The 17,935-nt window shown below is 73.6% G+C and carries 17 protein-coding genes; 10 read left to right on the top strand and 7 right to left on the bottom strand.

Annotated elements, in window-relative coordinates; genetic code table 11:
* The first annotated feature begins 60 nt into the window (after positions 1 to 60).
* Positions 61 to 819 (top strand): DUF4333 domain-containing protein, encoded by a 759-nt coding sequence (locus tag N8J89_RS27285; RefSeq protein WP_283659865.1) that lies wholly within the window; start codon positions 61 to 63, stop codon positions 817 to 819.
* A gap of 299 nt (positions 820 to 1,118) precedes the next feature.
* Here N8J89_RS27285 and N8J89_RS27280 read toward each other — a convergent pair whose 3' ends face one another.
* The 3 genes from N8J89_RS27280 to N8J89_RS27270 are packed head-to-tail and all read right to left on the bottom strand — an operon-like array spanning position 1,119 to position 4,013.
* Positions 1,119 to 2,078: a helix-turn-helix domain-containing protein gene (locus tag N8J89_RS27280; protein ID WP_283659864.1), complete on the bottom strand. Its 960-nt coding sequence runs from the start codon at positions 2,076 to 2,078 to the stop codon at positions 1,119 to 1,121.
* A 10-nt stretch (positions 2,079 to 2,088) separates the two neighbouring features.
* Complete coding sequence (locus tag N8J89_RS27275) at positions 2,089 to 3,060, bottom strand: helix-turn-helix domain-containing protein (protein ID WP_283659863.1); 972 nt, start codon at positions 3,058 to 3,060, stop codon at positions 2,089 to 2,091.
* Positions 3,057 to 4,013 (bottom strand): helix-turn-helix domain-containing protein, encoded by a 957-nt coding sequence (locus N8J89_RS27270; RefSeq protein ID WP_283659862.1) that lies wholly within the window; start codon positions 4,011 to 4,013, stop codon positions 3,057 to 3,059. The genes N8J89_RS27275 and N8J89_RS27270 overlap by 4 nt, the downstream gene beginning before the upstream one ends.
* Positions 4,014 to 4,145: 132 nt before the next feature.
* On the opposite strand from N8J89_RS27270, the gene N8J89_RS27265 reads away from it, so the two are divergent.
* From N8J89_RS27265 to N8J89_RS27255, 3 genes are all read left to right on the top strand, one after another.
* Entirely contained in the window at positions 4,146 to 5,342 is a 1,197-nt protein-coding gene (locus N8J89_RS27265; RefSeq protein ID WP_283659861.1) for a GNAT family N-acetyltransferase, read from the top strand.
* A gap of 108 nt (positions 5,343 to 5,450) precedes the next feature.
* Positions 5,451 to 6,392 (top strand): hypothetical protein, encoded by a 942-nt coding sequence (locus tag N8J89_RS27260; RefSeq protein WP_283659860.1) that lies wholly within the window; start codon positions 5,451 to 5,453, stop codon positions 6,390 to 6,392.
* Positions 6,393 to 6,420: 28 nt separating this feature from the next.
* On the top strand, positions 6,421 to 7,083 hold the full coding sequence (locus N8J89_RS27255; RefSeq protein WP_283659859.1) for a hypothetical protein: 663 nt from the start codon (positions 6,421 to 6,423) through the stop codon (positions 7,081 to 7,083).
* On the opposite strand, the gene N8J89_RS27250 is transcribed toward N8J89_RS27255, so the two are convergent.
* Complete coding sequence (locus tag N8J89_RS27250) at positions 7,080 to 8,027, bottom strand: 5'-3' exonuclease (protein ID WP_283659858.1); 948 nt, start codon at positions 8,025 to 8,027, stop codon at positions 7,080 to 7,082. The genes N8J89_RS27255 and N8J89_RS27250 overlap by 4 nt on opposite strands.
* Before the next feature lie 83 nt (positions 8,028 to 8,110).
* Here N8J89_RS27250 and N8J89_RS27245 point away from each other — a divergent pair, with 83 nt between their 5' ends.
* From N8J89_RS27245 to N8J89_RS27225, 5 genes are read left to right on the top strand one after another with little or no spacing between them, the layout of a single operon-like run.
* The gene (locus N8J89_RS27245; RefSeq protein WP_283659857.1) at positions 8,111 to 8,698 is read left to right on the top strand and encodes a winged helix-turn-helix domain-containing protein; all 588 of its coding nucleotides are present in this window, start codon (positions 8,111 to 8,113) and stop codon (positions 8,696 to 8,698) included.
* Positions 8,695 to 9,942: an MFS transporter gene (locus tag N8J89_RS27240; protein WP_283659856.1), complete on the top strand. Its 1,248-nt coding sequence runs from the start codon at positions 8,695 to 8,697 to the stop codon at positions 9,940 to 9,942. Before N8J89_RS27245 ends, N8J89_RS27240 begins: the two co-directional genes overlap by 4 nt.
* A 5-nt stretch (positions 9,943 to 9,947) precedes the next feature.
* A complete protein-coding gene (locus N8J89_RS27235; protein WP_283659855.1) occupies positions 9,948 to 11,099 on the top strand; it encodes a M24 family metallopeptidase in 1,152 nt (383 codons plus the stop codon).
* Complete coding sequence (locus tag N8J89_RS27230; RefSeq protein WP_283659854.1) at positions 11,096 to 11,545, top strand: Lrp/AsnC family transcriptional regulator; 450 nt, start codon at positions 11,096 to 11,098, stop codon at positions 11,543 to 11,545. Before N8J89_RS27235 ends, N8J89_RS27230 begins: the two co-directional genes overlap by 4 nt.
* A gap of 28 nt (positions 11,546 to 11,573) precedes the next feature.
* Positions 11,574 to 13,322, top strand: coding sequence for a serine/threonine-protein kinase (locus tag N8J89_RS27225; RefSeq protein ID WP_283659853.1), 1,749 nt, complete (start codon positions 11,574 to 11,576; stop codon positions 13,320 to 13,322).
* Here the strand turns inward: N8J89_RS27225 and N8J89_RS27220 are convergent, their stop codons facing one another.
* The gene (locus N8J89_RS27220; RefSeq protein ID WP_283659852.1) at positions 13,323 to 14,228 is read right to left on the bottom strand and encodes a pentapeptide repeat-containing protein; all 906 of its coding nucleotides are present in this window, start codon (positions 14,226 to 14,228) and stop codon (positions 13,323 to 13,325) included.
* Between the two features lie 54 nt (positions 14,229 to 14,282).
* Entirely contained in the window at positions 14,283 to 15,659 is a 1,377-nt protein-coding gene (locus tag N8J89_RS27215; protein WP_283659851.1) for a serine hydrolase domain-containing protein, read from the bottom strand.
* 91 nt (positions 15,660 to 15,750) lie between these two features.
* On the opposite strand from N8J89_RS27215, the gene N8J89_RS27210 reads away from it, so the two are divergent.
* The gene (locus N8J89_RS27210; RefSeq protein WP_283659850.1) at positions 15,751 to 17,133 is read left to right on the top strand and encodes a phenylacetate--CoA ligase family protein; all 1,383 of its coding nucleotides are present in this window, start codon (positions 15,751 to 15,753) and stop codon (positions 17,131 to 17,133) included.
* Here N8J89_RS27210 and N8J89_RS27205 read toward each other — a convergent pair.
* Positions 17,102 to 17,923 carry an alpha/beta fold hydrolase gene (locus N8J89_RS27205; RefSeq protein ID WP_283659849.1) on the bottom strand — a complete coding sequence of 274 codons (822 nt, stop codon included), beginning with the start codon at positions 17,921 to 17,923 and terminating at the stop codon, positions 17,102 to 17,104. The genes N8J89_RS27210 and N8J89_RS27205 overlap by 32 nt on opposite strands.
* Positions 17,924 to 17,935 lie beyond the last annotated feature (12 nt).

Genomic DNA, 17,935 nt, shown 5'->3' with positions numbered 1-17,935 from the left:
GTTTGATCGCCCGCAGCGCGTGCGGAACGGCCGCGCCAACCACGAACTCGGAGGCGCAGGATGACCAGCCCGTATGGCCCGCCCGGGGAGAACAACCCGCAGCAGTGGGGCCAGCAGCCGTACGGCTCGGGTCCTGGCCAGGGCACCCCCTCCGGTGGTTTCCCGGCCGAGGGCCAGCAGCCCGGCCAGCCGGGGTACGGCCAGCAGCCCGGGTACCCGCAGCAGCCGCAGCCGGGCCAGTACGGCCAGCAGCCCGGCTACGGGCAGCAGCCCGGACAGTACGGTCAGCCCGACCCGAACCAGCCGCAGCCCGGACAGTACGGTCAGCAGCCCGGTCAGCCCCAGCCCGGTCAGTACGGGCAGCCGCAGCCCGGTCAGCCGACCGGTCCCTATGGCCAGCCGCAGCAAGGGTTCCCCGGTCAGCCGGGCCAGCCCGGTCAGTACGGCCAGCCCGGCTACGGCGAGCAGCCCGGCTACGGTCAGCCGCCGAGCGGCCCGAAGAAGAAGTCCGCGCTGCCGCTGATCCTCGGCGGCCTCGCGGTGCTGCTGGTGGCCGCGGTCGCGGTGCTCGGCTTCGTCTGGCCCGGCTGGTTCCTGAAGAAGGTCTTCGACGAGAACGCCGTGCAGGAGGGCGTGAAGAAGATCCTCACCGAGAAGTACAACGTGCAGAAGGTGGAGGGCGCCACCTGCCCCTCCGGCCAGGCCGTCACCCAGGGCTCGACCTTCGACTGCAAGGTCAAGATCGACGGCAAGGAGAAGACCGTGACCATCACGGTCAAGAACAGCGACGCGATCTACGAGGTCAGCCTGCCCAAGTAGGCGAGGGTGTCCTGAGTGGGCGGTGCGCCGACCCCGAGCCCGCCCGGCGTGCGGGGTCGGCGCGCGGGCCAGGTGGCAGCCCTGACCCGGCCCCACCGGAGGCGGCCACTGGGGAACCGTCCGGCGAGTAGGTGCGGACCAGCGCGACGGCGGCCCCCAGGAACGCCTCCGCGCCGGTCCACGCGGTCGGGGCTCCCTCCCCAGTAGCGTGCCGCCCGCGTGTCAGCAATCCTGGCCGAATCCGGACCCGGCGTCGTTGACTGCCAACGCACCGGCCTTGACCGTGCGGGCACAACGGACTACTCCGTCCGGCTCGGCGAACCGGCCTGGACGAGCCTGCGGTACTCCCCGGGTGGCAGGCCGAAGGCGGTCCGGAAGGCGCGGGTGAAGTGCGCGGCGTCGGTGAAGCCCCAGCGGTGGGCCACCGCGTGCACCGGCCGCTCGCGCAGCAGCGGGTCGCCCAGGTCGCGGCGGCAGCGTTCCAGCCGCTGGTCCCGGATCCAGGCCGCCACGGTGTGACCTTCCTGCTGGAAGAGCCGGTGCAGGTAGCGCACGGAGATGTGGTGCGCGGCCGCGATCGTGGCCGGGTCCAGCGCGGGATCGGCCAGGTTGGTGCGGATGAACGCGCACACCGCGGCGAACAGCGCCGCCGGGTGGGCTTCCGGCGCGCTCGGCGTGCCCCGCACCCGCGCGCTGAGCACGTTGAGCAGGTCCAGGGTGGCCCCGGCCAGCCGGTCCGCCTCGGCGGCCCGGCCTGCGGGCAGCCCGCCCAGCTCCCGCAGGCAGCCTGCGACCAGGGCGCCGATGCCGCGGTCGGCCGGGATCCGGGTCGAGGTCAGCGACTCCAGGCCGGTGAGCCCCAGCTTGCGCGGGAACTGCAGGAACAGCGAGGTCGACGCGCTCACCTCGCCGGTGAACGGGGCGGAGGTGTGGTGCAGCAGCAGGTCACCCGCGCTGAACTCGTCGGCGCGGCCGTCCTGGCTGAACCGGCAGACGCCCTCGGCGAGCAGGATCAGGTGCCAGCGTTCCGGGTCGGAGTACCGGATCTGGGCCCGGGTGCGGGCCAGGTGCACCGGTTGCAGGTCCTCGGCGGTCATCACCAGGCTGCCCAGGTTCAGCACCCGGCTGGTGCTGTGGAACTCGGCGGTCTCCGGCACGCGGATCGTGGTCGCGCCCAAGCCCTTCTCGGCGAGGCGGCACCAGTGCGGGAGCCGGTCCTCGGCAGGCAGTTCGGCCGTGCGCAGCCAGGTCTCGATCATCGCGGCCCGCCTAGGCCAGCACGCTGCGCGGGCGCTGCCTGGGCAGTTGCGCGAGCTTGCGGTACTCCCCGGGCGGCAGGCCGAAGGCGGCGCGGAAGACGCGGGTGAAGTGCGCGGCGTCGGTGAAGCCCCAGCGGTGGGCCACCGCGCGCACCGTGCGCTCCCGGAGCAAGGGGTTGCCGAGGTCGCGGCGGCAGCGTTCCAGGCGCTGGTCCCGGATCCAGCCTGCCACGGTCTGGCCTTCCTGTTGGAAGAGCCGGTGCAGGTAGCGCACGGAGATGTGGTGCGCGGCGGCGATCATGGCCGGGTCCAGGCCGGGGTCGGCCAGGTGCCGCTGGGCGAAGGCGCGCACCTGGCCGAGCAGGGCGGCCGGGGTGGTGGTGGCCGGTCGTTCGGTGCCGAGCTCGCGGTGGCAGAGCGCGGCCAGCAGGTCCAGGGTGATCCCGGCCAGCCGGGCCGCCTCCTCGGCGCGGTCGCCGGGCAGCGCGACCAGCTCCCGCAGGCTGCCCGCCACCAGCGCGCCCAGGCCGCCGCGCGCGGACAGCGTGGTCGCGATGAGGCCGGTGGCCACCGGCGGCAGCAGGGTGCGCGGGAAGTGCAGGATGCTGGAGCGGCCGTGGTTCACCGCGGCGGTCACCGAGGGCGCGGAGGAGGGGTAGATGATCAGGTTGCCCGGGGTGACCTCGGTCTGCCGCTCGTCCTGCTCGTACCGGACCACGCCCTCCTCCAGCAGGGTGAGGAAGCAGCGCTCCTCGTCGTGCCTGCGCACGTGCGCCGGGGTGCGCACGATGGAGAACGCCGACTTGGTGTCGGTGACCACGCCCATCGCGCCCAGGCTGAGGGCCCGGCCCTCGGCGTGGAAGTCGCCCGGCCCCGGGTTGTCGATGCGGGCCGCGCCGCACAGGCTGCTGGCCAGCGCGTGCCAGTAGTCGAAGCGTTCGGCCGCGGGCACGTCCGCGGTCCGGAACCAGGTCTCGATCATGCTTGCCCGCCCCCGGCTTGTTCGAGCTTGCGGTACTCCCCGGGGGGCAGGCCGAAGGCGGTGCGGAAGGCGCGGGTGAAGTGGGCGCTGTCGGTGAAACCCCAGCGGCGGGCCACCGCGTGCGCCGGCCGTTCGCGCAGCAGCGGGTCGGCGAGGTCGCGGCGGCAGCGTTCCAGGCGCTGGTCCCGGATCCAGCCCGCCACGGTCTGGCCTTCCTGCTGGAACAACCGGTGCAGGTAGCGCACGGAGATGTGGTGCGCGGCCGCGATCATCGCCGGGTCCAGCTCCGGATCGGCCAGGTTCTGCTGCGTGAAGGCGCGCACTTGCCCGAGCAGCGCCGCCGGGGTGGTGGTGGCCGGGCGTTCGGTGCCCAGTTCCCGGTGGCAGAGCGCGGCCAGCAGGTCCAGGGTGATCCCGGCCAGCCGGAGCGCCTCCTCATCGCGGTCGCCGCTGAGCACGGCCAGTTCGCGCAGGACGCCCGCGACCAGCGCGCCGAGCCCGCCGCCCGCGGGAAGGCAGACCCCCAGCAGCTCGCCGGCCACCGGTGGCAGCAGGGCGCGCGGGAAGTGCAGCATGATCGACCGGCCCACCGTGCCACCGTGGGTGACCGACGGGGTCCTGGTGTGGTGCACGATCAGGTCGCCAGGGCTGCGCACCCCGGACCGGCCGTCCTGTTCGAAGCCGACCGAGCCCTCCTCGAGCAGGATCAGGTAGCAGCGGTCCGGGTCCTCGCGGCGCACGTGCGCGGTGGTGCGCACCAGGGAGAACGGCGACTGGTGCTCCAGCACCACGCCGAGCTCGCCCATGCCCAGGGCCCGGACCTCGGAGTGGAAGTCTCCGGGGTCCAGCGGTTCGATGGCGGCCTCGCCGCACAGGCGGGCGGTCAGCTCCCGCCAGTAGTCGCATCGTTCGGCCGCGGGCACGTCCGCGGTCCGGAACCAGGTCTCGATCATGCTTCCCCACCCCGAGCTTGTTCGAAACGACCGTTGAGGAAAGCATGCACAAATCCGCGCGGGGGAGTGAATGGCAGTGTCCTGCCGGTTAAACCATTCGTCAGACCGAGACGGGCGGGGCACGATCTGCTGGTGACCGATCACGAGGTACAGGTGCTGGCTGAGGTGCGGGCCGCGCACACGCTCTTCCGCGCCGCCATGCACCACCCGCCGGCTTCGGACGAGCAGTGGGAGCACTCCCAGCGCGCCTACGTGCCCGGCCGCACGCTGGGGGTGCGCAGCGGTGATCTGCTGGTGGGCACCACCACCTCGTTCCCGGCGCCGCTGACCGTGCCCGGCCGGACCGGGGTGCCGCACGCCGGGGTCACCAGGGTCGGGGTGCGCGCCGACCACACCCGGCGCGGGGTGGTCACCGAGCTGATGCGCAGCCAGCTGCTTGACCTGGCCGAACGCGGTGAGGTGCTGGCCAGCCTGCGGGCCAGCGAGGCCGCCATCTACGGGCGGTTCGGCTACGGCGTGGCCAGCAGGGGCCGAGACCTGGCGGTGCGCACCGGGCGGGCGAAGCTGCACCCCGGCGCGCCGGTCACCGGCGAGGTGCGGCTGCTCGCGCCGGAGGAGCTGGAGACGCTGCTGCCCTCGGTCTACCACGGGCTGGACCGCTCCCGGCCCGGCTGGCAGGAGCGGTCCGCGCACTACTGGTCGCTGGCGCTGGCCCGGCACCGCGGCGGCGATGAGTACCTCCTCGGCGCGGTGCACACCGGACCGGCCGGACCGGACGGTTATGTGGTGTACACGACCGGCCGCAACGAGCGGGGCCGGTACCTGGAGATCAGGGACCTGCACGCGGACAACCCCGGCGCGCAGGCCGGGCTGTGGCGGTTCCTGCTCGGCGTGGACCTGGCGGTGGAGGTGGTCACCGACGACCCGCTGGCCATGGACCTGCCCCTGGAGGCGCTGCTGACCGACCGGGACGCGGTGCGCACCACCGGCGTCACCGACGAGATCTGGCTGCGGCTGGTCGACGTGCCCGCCGCGCTGGCGGCGCGGACCTACGGCGCGGCCGAGCCGGTGGTGCTCTCGGTGCGGGACCGGTTCCTGCCCGGCAACACCGGCCACTACCTCATCAGCCCGGACGGGGTGGCCCGGACCGAGGCGGCGGCGCAGCTGGAGCTCGACGCCGAGGTGCTCGCGATGATCTACCTCGGCGACAGCAGGCCGAGCCAGCTGGCCGCGGCCGGACGGATCACCGTGACCTCGCCGGAGGCCCTCGCCGAGGCCGACCGGTTGTTCGCCAGTGATCGCGTGCCGTGGTCCGGGACCTTCTTCTGAGGTGTCTCGCTGGGCCGGGTGAGATCGGGATACTGTGGCTGAATGGGGTTGTTCGGTTGGGGGAAGAGGTCGGCCGCGCGTAAGGAAGCGGCCCAGCCAAGACCGCTGATGGTCCAGGACCGCGCCTACCACGACCCGGTGCTGGACGCCGCGGTCGCGGAGCTGGGCGAGGGCAGCCTGCAGGCCGGGCTGACCGTGCTGGCCGAATGCCGCGAGGACCCCGAGACCCGCACCCTGCGCGCCGCGGTGCTGGGCAAGACCGTGATCGGCCACAGCGACGAGCTGACCGCCATCGCCGAACAGGCCGAGGACCCCGACCTGTGGCTGCTGGTCGGCGAGGCCCGGATCCAGGAGGCCTGGGCCATCCGCGGCTCCGGCAGCGGCTCCACCGTCGGCGCCGACCGCGCCAAGCTCTTCCACGCCACCCTGCGCCGCGCGGTGGAACCCTTGCACCGCAGCGCGAAGCTGCTGCCCAAGGACGCCGCGCCGTGGGTCAGCCTGATGCCGGTGGCGCGGGGCCTGAACGTGGACCGGGAACAGAACGACGACCTCTGGCGCAAGGTCATCGACCGCGCGCCGATGCTGTACCCGGCGCACTGGCACCGCTTGCAGTACCTGGCCGCCAAGTGGGGTGGCTCGGAGGAGGAGATGCTGGCCTTCGCGCACGGCTGCGTGGACAAGGCCCCGCCGGGCAACCCGCTGGTGGCCATGCTGCCGCTGGCCTACTTCGAGACCTACCTGCCCCGGTTGCGCAAGCTGATCGAGGAACGCAGCCCGCTCAAGATCGCCACCTTGCAGGTCCGCCACTTCGCCAAGGTGGCCGGCGAGCTCGCCGAGGCCGCCGACCGGTGGCGCACCGAGACCCAGAGGCACCCCAGGGACCTGGAGGCGCACAACCTGTTCGCGGCCGCGTTCTGCATGGCGATGGACCGGGAGCGGGCGAAGGCGCACCTGGCCGGGATGGGGGACCGGCTGCACCGGATCCCGTGGGGGTACCTGGGGGCGGACGCCGAAGAGGAGTACCACCAGCGGACGGCGAAGTTCCGCTGATGTCAGGGGGCCGTGCTCTGATGGAGGCGTGACGGTCCTGGATCTGGTGCGCGAGCTGCCCGACATCGACACCCTGCGCGCCCGCTGCCGGGCCATCGCGGCGCTGGAGGTCGTGCTCAACGAGGACCCGGGGTCCCGCTACTTCGGCTACGACCCGGACTGGGCGCAGGGCCGCGAACTGGCCTGGATGCGCAACGGCTCCGGCGATGAGTACTCGATCGTGTTCCAGGAGGCCGGGGTCTTCATCAGGGGGTTCGACCACGAGTCGGCGATGAGCCCGTTCGTCTCCGATGACGGGGAGCTGTGGCCGGGACTGGTGGACGAGCTGCCCACCGACTTCGCGGACCTGGTGGAGGAGCCCGCGTTCTGCCTGGACGACCTGCTGGCCGCGACCGTGGTGGTGTGGCGGCGGTGGAACGGGAACCGGTGGCAGTGCGGGGAGATCGTGTTCCCTGCCGGGGACGATCCGGACGGGTCGCGCTGGCTGTTCCAGGTGGTGGCCGCGAACGGGACCGAGGGGTACCACGGGTTCGCGCAGGACTACTACCAGCGCGAGCTGGACTACCGCGCGGTCAGGGAGGTGCTGCGCCAGGCGCCGTTGACCGCGGAGCTGACGCGGCGGCTGGCGCCTGGCGCGGACTGGGCGCGGGTGCGGCGTGAGGTCTCGGCGCTGGGCTGGCCGGTCGGCTAGCCCGCGTTCGCCTTCAGCGCCTGGAGCAGGCGGTTCAGCGAGCGGTCGATGCCCCAGCGGTGGCCGAGGGCGGCGAAGCGGGCCGGGTCGGCGGGGGTGGCCGGCAGGAGGTCCTCGCGGTACATCCGGACCGGGGCGTCCACCGCGACGTTGACCACCTTGGGCGCGACCGCGAGGTAGTCCGCGGCGGCGGTCAGGCTGGTGCGGGCGCGGGCGGTGAGCACCCGGTCCATCGGGTCGGACACCGCGGCCAGCAGGGCCTCCAGGGAGCCGAACTGGGTGATCAGCTTGGCCGCGGTCTTCTCGCCGATGCCCGCGACGCCGGGCAGGCCGTCGCTGGGGTCGCCGCGCAGCACGGCCATGGCGGCGTAGGCCGCGCCCGCGTTCTCCTCGGGCAGGGCGTACTTGGCGGCCAGCTCCACCGGGCCGAAGGTCTCCGCCTTGGCGATGCCCTTGCCCACGTAGACCACCCGGACCGGCACCGGCGCGTCCCGGACCAGCTGGAACAGGTCGCGGTCGCCGGTGACCACCTCCACCGGGTCCTTGCTCTCGGCGAAGGCCAGCGCGCCGATCACGTCGTCGGCCTCGTAGCCCTCGGCCTCCGCGGTGGCGATGCCGGCCGCGTCCAGCACGTCCAGGATCACCGGGACCTGCGGGGTCAGCGTGTCCGGCACCTGCTCCTCGCTGCCGTCGCCCTCCTCGGCCACCCGGTGCGCCTTGTACGAAGGCAGCGCCTCGACCCGGAACGCCGGTCGCCAGTCCGCGTCCAGGCAGGCCACCAGGCGGCCCGGCCGCCGGTCGGCGATCAGCCTGGCGACCATGTCGGTGAAACCGCGCACGGCGTTGACCGGGGTGCCGTCGGGGGCGGTCATCGACTCCGGCACGGCGTAGAAGGCCCGGAACCACAGGCTGGCCGCGTCGATCAGCACGAGGGGAGCGTTCACCCCGCACAGCCTGCCACGACTGTCCGACAAAAATCACCAAGAACCCTTTGCAAAGAGTCCTTGGCGATTGTACGGTGCTGCTCGTGAGCGAAGACGAGCGTCCGCTGGAACGGGTCACCCAGCTGAACGCGCGCACCCTGCGCGGCCTGGCCCACCCGCTGCGGCTGGAAATCCTGGGCCTGCTGCGCGCCGACGGACCGGCCACCGCCTCCGGCCTGGCCGAGCGGCTGGGGGAGAGCTCCGGCACCACCAGCTGGCACCTGCGCCAGCTCGCCGAGTACGGGTTCATCGAGGAGGACCCCGGGCGCGGCAACCGCAGGGACCGCTGGTGGCGGGCCCGGCACCAGCTGACCTCCTTCGAGATCGGCGACCTGCTCGAGGACCCGGCGGCCCAGGGCGCGATGGGCGCGTTCCTGCACGAGATCGTCGACATCTACTACCGCAAGGCCAGCCAGTACGTGGGTGAGATGGCCAGCTGGCCGCGGGAGTGGATCGACGCCGCCTCGCTGTCCGACCGGCTGATGTGGCTGACCCCGGCGGAGCTGACCGCGCTCAACGCCGAGCTGGAGCAGGTGCTCGACCGCTACGAACGTCCGCGCCGCGAGGGCGACACCTCGGTGGTCACCCAGTGGCAGTCCTTCCCGCGCCGTAGCAAGAAGGAGGAAGCGTGATCGTCGAGGACCTCGCGCCCGCGCCGGTGCGCCGCCGCGCGCCGCTGGTGGCGCTGTTCGCGGCCAACGGGGTGTCGGTGTGCGGCACCATGATGACCTTCCTGGCCATCCCGTGGTTCGTGCTGGAGACCACCGGCAGCTCCACCCAGACCGGCCTGGTCGCCGCGGTCGAGCTGATCGCGGTGGTGGCCTCCTCGGCGCTGGGCGGGCCGATGGTGGCCCGCTTCGGCGCGCGCGGGGCCAGCGTGCTCTCCGACCTGCTGGCCGCGCTGGCGGTGCTGGCCATCCCGGTGCTGCACCTGACCGTCGGACTGGCGCTGTGGCAGCTGGTGCTGCTGGTCGCGGTGCTCGGGATCAGCCGCGCGCCGGGGGAAACCGCACGCTCCACCGTCGTGCCCGAGCTGGCCAAGCTCGGCGGCACCCCGCTGGAGCGGGCGGCCAGCGCCGCGGACGGGGCCTCCCGCGCGGCCAAGATGGTCGGGCCGATGCTGGCCGGGGTGCTGATCGCGGTCACCGGCGCGGCCGAGGTGCTGTTCGTGGACGCGGCCACCTTCCTGGTCTCCGCGCTGCTGGTCGGGCTGTTCGTGCCCGGCGTGCACCCCGACGACGTGCCCGCCAAGCGCGGCGCGCGGGCCTACCTGGCCGATCTGCGCGCCGGGGTCGGCTACCTGCGCAAGGACCGGCTGATCGGCGCGATCACGCTGATGCTGATGGTCACCAACCTGATGGACGCCGCGGTCTACTCGGTGCTCTTACCCCGCTACGCCAAGGACGTGCTGGGCAGCAGCGTCGCCCTCGGCGTGGTCACCGGCGTCTTCGGCGGGGCGGCGCTGGTGGGCACCGTGCTCTACGGCTGGCTCGGGCCGCGGCTGCCGCGCTGGCCGGTCTACACCCTGGCCTTCCTCGCCGTCGGCGCGCCCAAACAGCTCCTGCTGATCGCCGAACCGGGGATGTTCACACTGGTCGCGGGCTTCGTGGCGATCGGGCTGCTGTGCGGGGCGATCAACCCGATCCTGACCGTGGTGGAGTACGAGCGGATCCCGGAGGCGCAGCGGCCGGTGGTCTTCGGCGTGACCGCGGCGGGCTGCGCGGCCGGGATGCCGGTGGGCACCGTGCTGGCCGGACTGTCGGTGGACCACCTCGGCCTGGCCACCACGATGTGGCTCACCGGCGGGCTGTACCTGGTTGCCACGTTGTGTCCGCTGGTCTTCCGGGTGTGGCGGCAGATGGACCGCATAAAGTAGCGCCCATGTCGACGACGACCGGAGAAGTGGACGTTCAGGCGCACACCGCCAGGCTGGAGCGCGCGGCCGCCGCCGCGACCGCCGCCGGGGTGGACGCGCTGCTCGTCGCTGGGGGCTCGGACCTGCGCTACCTGCTCGGCGCGGGCGGGGAGTCCTTCGAGCGGCTCACCTGCCTGGTGCTGCCCGCCGAGGACGGCGCGCCGCCCGCGCTGGTGCTGCCCAAGCTGGAAGCCCCCGGCTACAGCGCGCTGCCGCTGGCCGAGCTGGGTGTGGAGCTGGTCACCTGGGTCGACGGCGAGGACCCGTACCGGCTGGTCGCCGACCTGCTGCGGTGCACGGGCCAGGCGCCGTCGCGGGTGGCGGTGGCCGATGCGATGACCGCCCGGCACGTGCTGCCGCTGCGGGCCGCGCTGCCGGGGGCCGAGCAGGTGCTGGCCGGGCCGGTGCTGCGCGAGCTGCGGATGCGCAAGGACGCCAGCGAGATCGCCGGGCTGCGCAAGGCCGCCGAGGCCATCGACCGGGTGCACGCCCGGATGGCGGAGTGGCTCAAGGTCGGGCGCACCGAGGCCGAGGTGGGCGCGGACATCGCGGCCGCGATCGTGGCCGAGGGGCACACCCACGCCGAGTTCGTCATCGTCGGCTCCGGGCCCAACGGCGCCAGCCCGCACCACTCGCTGTCCGACCGGGTGATCCAGGCCGGGGACGTGGTGGTGGTCGACATCGGCGGCCCGGTCGCCGAGGGCTACAACTCCGACTGCACCCGCAACTACGTGCTCGGCGAGCCCGCGCACGCCGACGTGGCCACCGGCTACGCCGCGCTGCTGGCCGCCCAGGAGGCATCGGTGCGCGCGGTCCGGCCCGGTGTGACCGCCGAGTCGGTGGACGCCGCGGGCCGTCAGGTGCTGGAGCAGGCCGGGCTCGGCGAGTACTTCGTGCACCGCACCGGCCACGGCATCGGCCTGGAGGTGCACGAGGAGCCCTACATCGTGGCCGGCAACGACCTGCTGCTGGAGCCGGGCATGGCCTTCAGCATCGAGCCCGGGGTGTACCTGCCCGGCCGGTGGGGCGCGCGGATCGAGGACATCGTGGTCGTTACGGAAACCGGTGTCCAGCGACTGAACAACCAGCCGCATGACCTGGTATCACTACCCGCGTGACGAATCTTGAGCCGATCGACCGCGCGATCCTGCGGGTGCTGTCCGAGGACGGCCGCTGCAGTTTCACCGATCTCGCGGAGAAGGTGGGGCTGAGTGTCTCGGCCGTGCACCAACGGGTGCGACGGCTGGAACAGCGCGGGGTGCTGCGCGGCTACGCGGCCAGGCTCGACCACGAGCAGGTCGGCCTGCCGCTGACCGCGTTCATCTCGCTCACCCCCATCGACCCCTCGGCTCCTGACGACTACCCGCAACGCCTGGCCGCCCTGCCCGAGGTGCAGTCCTGCTACTCGGTGGCCGGGGACGAGTCGTACATCCTGCTGGTCCGGGTGGCCAGGGCGACGGCACTGGAGGACCTGCTGCGGCGGATCCGCGAGGTCGCCAACGTCTCCACCCGGACCACGGTTGTGCTGTCCACGCCGTATGAGGACCGGCCACCAGCCGTCTAGACAAGCGCCGTGCCTACACTGCCCGCACATGGGGAGTGACGAGCTGATCGCAGGCCGTTACCGGTTGCTGGCGAAGCTGGGCAGCGGTGGCCACGGCGAGGTCTGGCGGGCCCGCGATGTCGAGCTGAACCGCGTGGTGGCCATGAAGCGCTCCAGGGCGGACGATGGGGAGCGGGGGCGGCGGACCCGGCGGGAAGCGGTCCAGGGCGCCGCGCTCGACCACCCGAACGTGGTCACCGTGTTCACCTCGTTCACCGAGGGCGAGGACCACTGGGTGGTCACCGAGTACCTGGAATCCCGCGACCTGGCCAAGGTCATCGACGAGGACGGTCCGCTGGCCCCGGAGCGGGCGGCCCGGATCGGCGAGCAGCTGGCCGCCGCGCTCGCCGCCATCCACCGGGCCGGGATCGTGCACCAGGACGTGAAACCGGGCAACGTGCTCCTCACCGCCACTGGCCAGGCCAAGCTGACCGATCTGGGCATCGCCCGCTGGGCCGAGGAGACCGGTGACAGTGAGGCTGGCTCGGACTTCACCCCCGGTTACGTCGCCCCCGAGGTCGCCAACCGGAAGCTCGCGACCAGTGCCTCGGACGTCTTCTCCCTGGGCGCCACCCTCTTCGCCGCGGTGGAGGGCCAGTCGCCGTGGGGTGGCTCGGGACCGCAGGGCCAGCTCGCCCTCGCCGGCGCCTGCCTGCTGGAGCCGCACCACCAGGACGGTCCGCTGGGCCGGGTGCTGGATGTGTTGCTGCACAAGGATCCCCGCCGCAGGCCCAGCGCGGAGGCGGCCAGAGCCATGCTCGCCGAGGTGGCCAACGGCCTGGAGCTGACCATCCGCGTCCCGCCGCCGGCGCGCCGCCGCTGGCCGGTCTGCACCGCCGCGGCCGCCGCGGTGCTGGTGGCGGCCGCGGTGTTCTGGCCGAAGGCCGGCTCGCCGTCGGAGGACCGGCAGCGCCTGCTCGGCGACCCGCGCACCGTCGACCCGTGCGCCCTGGTCGAGGCATCCGCGCTGAGCCGCTTCGGGCAGCCGGTCCGGGACGAGGACTACGGCAACTTCAACCGCTGCCGGGTGCTGGTGCGCATGAAGCCGGACGACCCGGCCGACGAGGTCAGCGTCCAGGTGCAGTTGCAGGGCTATCCCGGCGCCAGCACCCCCACCCCGACCGCCACCGTGATCGCCCCGATCCACCGGCCGGCGCAACGGGACGATGAATGTGAACGCACCGTGCACCTGCCGGACGGCTACCGCATCCGCATCCGGGCCGAGCACCTCCGCGACCGGCCGGCCCCGCTGTGCGACATGGCCGAGGCCCTGACCACCGGTGTGCTCCAGGTGCTCACCCAGGGGCAGGTCAAGCGTCGTCCCACCGAGGCCCCGGAGAACTCGCTGGCGCGCCTGGAGGCCTGCGCGCTGCTCACCCGCGCCGAGCTGGTTCCGGTCATCGGCGAGGCCGAGGCCGATCCCGGCTTCGGCGACTGGGACTGCGAGTGGGTGCGGGGCAGCCGCGAGGTCATGATCGAGTTCGACCGCAAGCCGCCGCTGGCCCAGCGCAGAGGCGGCCGGAGCGTCGAGTTCGGCGCGGGCGTGGACGGATTGGTCAAGGTCGATGAGGACGGTTGTGAGGCCGACATCCCGCACCGGCCGCTCTCCGACGCCCTGGGCCGCCCCATGATCGAGGTGGTCCGGCTGCACCTGCGCGACAACACCGTGCCGGGGGAGCAGCTCTGCCAGCCGCTCACCGAACTGGCCAAGGCGGTGGCCGCCCGGCTGCCGCGCTGATCAGCTGACCCCGGTGGCCTCGCGCAGGTCCGCGCCGGTGAGGTCGGCGCCGGTCAGCCGGGCCGAGGTCAGCTCCGCACCCGCGAGGTCCGCGCCGGTGAGGTTGGCCGAGGTGAGGTTCGCGCCGGTCAGGTTGGCCTGGCGCAGGCGGGTGGTCCAGGCGTCCGCGCCCTCCTCGCGGCGCAGGTCGGCCCCGGTGAGGTCGGTCTGCACCAGCACGCCGTCGCTCAGGTCGGCCGAGCGCAGCCGGGCGCGGGCCAGGTTGGCCCGGCTCAGGTCGGTGCCGGTCAGGTCGGCGCGGTCCAGGTGGGCCTGGGTCAGGTCGGCCCCGGCCAGGCAGGCGCGGCTGAGGTTGAGGCGGTCGCCGGAGACGCTGCCGCGGCGGGCGATCACGGTGATCGCGGCCTGCACGTCCTCGGCCGGGCGTTGCAGGGCCTGCGCGGTGTCACCGGCGCAGTGCTCGATCGGGGCCCTGCTGCGCACGAACGCGGTGAGCACCTCCACGCTCCTGGCCGCGTCCTTGGCCGAGTCGCGGATCAGGCTGTCCAGGCCGTAGATCGCGCCCAGCCGGATGTCCGCCTTGGCCGAGCCGAGCTGGCCGACCGCCTCGGTGAACCGTTGCGCCGCTTGGGACTGCGCGGTCAGCGTGAGCTGCGCCTCGGTGGCGGCCAGCGACCGCGAGGCGATCCACAGCGTGCCCAGCGCGGCCAGGCCGACCAGCAACACGGCCACCGGCAGCAGCAGACCGCGGGCTGCTCGCCGGGCGGGCGGCGCGGGCGGCAGCGGCGGCGGGGCCGCGGGCGCGGCGGGTGCGGGCGGCGGGGCGGGGCGGGCGGCCGGGCGGGCGCGGCGGATCCGGCTGGTGGCGGTCAGTCGGGGGCGTCGTCGGCGGGGACTGGACGGCATGCCACGGAATCTTGGCCGATCCGCCCAGTCCCGCCAACACCGGCAGGTAGATCGTCAGTTCGGCTCCACCGGCACCCAGCCCGCCGGGTTCACCCCGCCGGGGATCGGCGCGGCCGGGTCGTACGGGGTGCGGGTGAAGATGAAGGTGTTGACGTCCAGGTGGATGGCGGTGCCGTCGGCCGCGCGCCCGATGCGCAGCTTCTCCCCGGCGTAGTAGCCGTCCAGCCCGGTCCAGGTGCCGTCGTCGTTGGCGCGGAACCGGGAGGCCCGGCCCCGGCCGCTCCACGGGCTCAGGTCGAGCAGGCCGTCGGGCAGCAGCCGCAGCGCGTACGGGCTCGGGCCCCAGTACCACTGGCCGGTCAGCGCGAGCAGCGCCGGATCGGCCGAGGGCTGCGGCGCCCACTCCTCGGGCAGGTGCGGCTCCAGCTCGTGCAGCAGGTCGAGCAGGTCGGTGGCGATCGGGCCCGCGGGGCCGACGGTGCTGTTGGTCAGGTACAGCACCGCGGTGTCCTCCTTCGGGTCCACCCACACCGTGGAGACGAACCCGGGCATCGACCCGGTGTGCCCGGCCAGCCGCCTGCCCTTGTGCCGCACCAGTTGCAGGCCGAGGCCGTACCCGGCGCGCCACTCGTCGCCGTCGTCCACGGTGGCCGGTTCGCGCATCTCGGCCACGGTGTCCGGGTGCAGCACCTCGGCGGTGTCGCCGAGCAGGAACCGGGCCAGCCGGGACAGGTCGGTGATGGTGGACCACAGCTGCCCGGCCGGGGCCATCGAGACCGCGTCGTGCGCGGGCTCGGGCAGCAGCACGTCGGCCCACGGGTGCACCGCCCAGCCGTGCGCGTGCGGCGGCTTGGGCATCGCGGTGGTGCGCTGCATGCCCAGCGGCTCCAGCAGCTCCGCGCGCAGCGCGTCCTCCCAGGACCGGCCGCGCAGCCGGGCCACCAGCTCGCCGAGCAGGCCGTAGCCGACGTTGGAGTAGTGGAACCGGCGGCCCGCCCGGTGCGGGACGTCCTCGCTGGTCAGGCCGTCGATCAGGGTACTGGCCGGGTAGCCGGGGGAGCGTTCCCACCACGGGCCGGGGGATTCGGCGGTGAGGCCGGAGGTGTGCGAGAGCAGCTGCGCCACGGTCCGCCCGCCCAGCGGGGTGCCGGGCAGGTGCCGGTCGAGCTGGTCGGACAGGTCCAGCTTGCCCTCATCGCGCAGGCGCATGACCAGCAGCGCGATGAAGGTCTTGGTGATCGAGCCGATCCGGTACTGGGTGTCCAGGGTGACCGGCGCGCCCTCGACCTGGCCGCGGGCCCCGCTGAAGACCAGCTCGCCGCCGCGGACCAGCCCGGTGGTGAGCGAGGGGAGCCGGCTGCTCGCCTGCTCGACGGCCACCCGTCGCAACAACGCACGTCGCGTGCCGGGCAGCAGCTCACTGGACGACATGGCAGGCACTCCCTAGAACAGGCTGGTACTGGCGATTTCTCCCGGCGGACGCTACCGCACTCGGTTGTGGCCGTACGCGGGAGGAAATACCGTGGTCGCCCAACCAGCGGCCTGGGGGCTGACCATGAAGACGCACTGGCAGGCGTGGCGGGACCGGCGGGGCGAGCGCGCCCGGGTGCTCGCCCGGCAGCGGGCCCGGATCACCGAGCTGGTCTCCTTCGCCAGGGCCGGCTCCCCCTTCTACCGCGCCCACTACGCGGACCTGCTCAGGGACTACCGGCTCACCGACCTGCCGCCGACGAGCAAGCCGGAGCTGATGGACCGCTTCGACGAGTGGGTCACCGACCCGGCCGTCCGGCTGGCCGAGGTGGAGGCCCACCTGGCCGACCCGGACCGGATCGGCGTGCTGTTCCGGGACCGCTACCTGGTCTCGACCACCTCGGGCAGCAGCGGGCAGCGCGCGGTGGTCCTGCACGACGAGCGGATGCGTTCGGTGTCCACCGCGCTGGGCGCGCTGCGCACCATGCCCGCGCTGGGACCGGGCCTGCTGCGCCGGATCGCGGCCGAGGGCGGGCGGATGGCCAGCCTGGTCGCCACCGACGGCCACTTCGGCGGGGTGGCCACCGCGGAGTTCCAGCGTTCGCGGCGGGCCTCGCGGGCCGAGCGGTTACGGGTGTTCTCGGTGCACGCGCCGATCGCGGAGACGGTGGCCGAGCTCAACGAGTACCAGCCCACGATGCTGGGCGGCTACGCCACCGCGCAGGTCGCGCTGGCGCACGAGCAGCTGGCCGGGCGGCTGCGCATCGCGCCCGCGCTGGTCACCACCGGCGGCGAGGCCATCCCGGCCGCGGACCGGGCGCTGCTGGCCCAGGCCTTCGGCGCCGAGGTGCGCAACCAGTACGGCTGCACGGAGTTCATGCTGCTCACCTTCACCTGCGCGCTGGACCGGTTGCACGTCAACGACGACTGGGCGGTGCTGGAGCCGGTGGACGAGCGCGGCCGCCCGGTCACCCCCGGCATGCCCTCGACCTCGGTCCTGCTGACCAACCTGGCCAACCGGGTGCAGCCGATCATCCGCTACGACCTGGGCGACGCGGTCACCGTGGACGCCGACTTCTGCGGCTGCGGCCGCCAGTTCCCCACCGTGCGGGTGCAGGGCCGCACCAACGACCTGCTCGCGCTGCGCGCCCCCGACGGCAGCACCGTGCGGCTGCTGCCGCTGGCGGTCACCACGGTGGTCGACGGCCTGCCCGGGGTGCGCCGCTTCCAGATCGTGCAGACCGCCGCCGACCGGCTCCAGGTCCGGCTGGCGGCCACCACCGAGGACGCCTGGCCGCTGCTGCGGGACAAGCTGTGCGGCTACCTGGCCAGGCAGGGCCTGGGCACGGTGGACGTCTCCCTCGATCCGCGCCCGCCGGAACGCGATCTTGTCACTGGCAAGTTCAAGCTGGTGCTCGTGGCGAAGGCGGACTGACCACCCCGCCCGCCGAACCGCGCAGCAGCACCTCGGCCACCAGGTCCGGGTCGTCGCTCATCGGCACGTGCCCGCAGCCGGGCAGCTCCACCAGCCGGGCCTGCGGCGCCAGGTCCCGCACGCGCAGGCCCTGCCGGCGGGAGAGCACCCGGTCCTTGGTGCCCCAGGCCACCGTCACCGGCACCTCGGCGGGCACCGTGCCCTGGAGCCGGAACTCCCGGCCCACCGCCAGCGCCACGTCGAACCCGGCCGCCTCGCGCAGCGCCCGCACCTCGGCCACCACCGCGGCCGCGGACCGGGCCGCGGGCCGCGCGTAGATCATCCCGGTGAACAGGGTCCGCGCCACCGGCCGCTCGGCCAGCCTGGCCACCACACCCGGCGGCAGCACCCTGGCCGCGTGCCGGCAGGCGCGCAGCACCTGGAACGCCCAGGCCCGCTCGCGCGGGGTCCACAGCCCGGCCGGGGACAGCGCGGTCACGCTGCGCACCTGCCCGCGCTGGGCCAGCAGCAGTCCGACCAGCCCGCCCATCGAGTTCCCGGCCACGTGCGGCCGGTCAACGCCCAGCCTGGCGCAGAACTCCAGCACCACGTCGGCCAGCAGCCCGGGGTGCACCCGGACGCCGTCGGCGAACATCGGCGAGGCCCCGAAGCCGGGGAAGTCCAGCGCGATCACGTCCCGGTGCTCGGCCAGCCGGTCCAGCACCGGCTCCCAGGCCTGCCAGTGGTGCCCGACGCCGTGCAGCAGCACCAGCGGCGCACCCGAACCGCGACGCTCGTAGACCAGGTCCATGGCAGCAGCCTA

This window comes from Crossiella sp. CA-258035, from assembly GCF_030064675.1.
GTDB lineage: Bacteria > Actinomycetota > Actinomycetes > Mycobacteriales > Pseudonocardiaceae > Crossiella.
This window is presented reverse-complemented; position numbering and strand designations above follow the sequence as displayed.

What these genes read in the sequence shown, in the direction of transcription:
- N8J89_RS27205 (WP_283659849.1), bottom strand. Translation starts at nt 17,923, where the DNA reads ATGGACCTGGTCTACGAGCGTCGCGGTTCGGGTGCGCCGCTGGTGCTG.
- N8J89_RS27225 (WP_283659853.1), top strand. Translation starts at nt 11,574, where the DNA reads ATGGGGAGTGACGAGCTGATCGCAGGCCGTTACCGGTTGCTGGCGAAG.
- N8J89_RS27270 (WP_283659862.1), bottom strand. Translation starts at nt 4,013, where the DNA reads ATGATCGAGACCTGGTTCCGGACCGCGGACGTGCCCGCGGCCGAACGA.
- N8J89_RS27280 (WP_283659864.1), bottom strand. Translation starts at nt 2,078, where the DNA reads ATGATCGAGACCTGGCTGCGCACGGCCGAACTGCCTGCCGAGGACCGG.
- N8J89_RS27275 (WP_283659863.1), bottom strand. Translation starts at nt 3,060, where the DNA reads ATGATCGAGACCTGGTTCCGGACCGCGGACGTGCCCGCGGCCGAACGC.
- N8J89_RS27285 (WP_283659865.1), top strand. Translation starts at nt 61, where the DNA reads ATGACCAGCCCGTATGGCCCGCCCGGGGAGAACAACCCGCAGCAGTGG.
- N8J89_RS27235 (WP_283659855.1), top strand. Translation starts at nt 9,948, where the DNA reads ATGTCGACGACGACCGGAGAAGTGGACGTTCAGGCGCACACCGCCAGG.
- N8J89_RS27220 (WP_283659852.1), bottom strand. Translation starts at nt 14,228, where the DNA reads ATGCCGTCCAGTCCCCGCCGACGACGCCCCCGACTGACCGCCACCAGC.
- N8J89_RS27215 (WP_283659851.1), bottom strand. Translation starts at nt 15,659, where the DNA reads ATGTCGTCCAGTGAGCTGCTGCCCGGCACGCGACGTGCGTTGTTGCGA.
- N8J89_RS27260 (WP_283659860.1), top strand. Translation starts at nt 5,451, where the DNA reads ATGGTCCAGGACCGCGCCTACCACGACCCGGTGCTGGACGCCGCGGTC.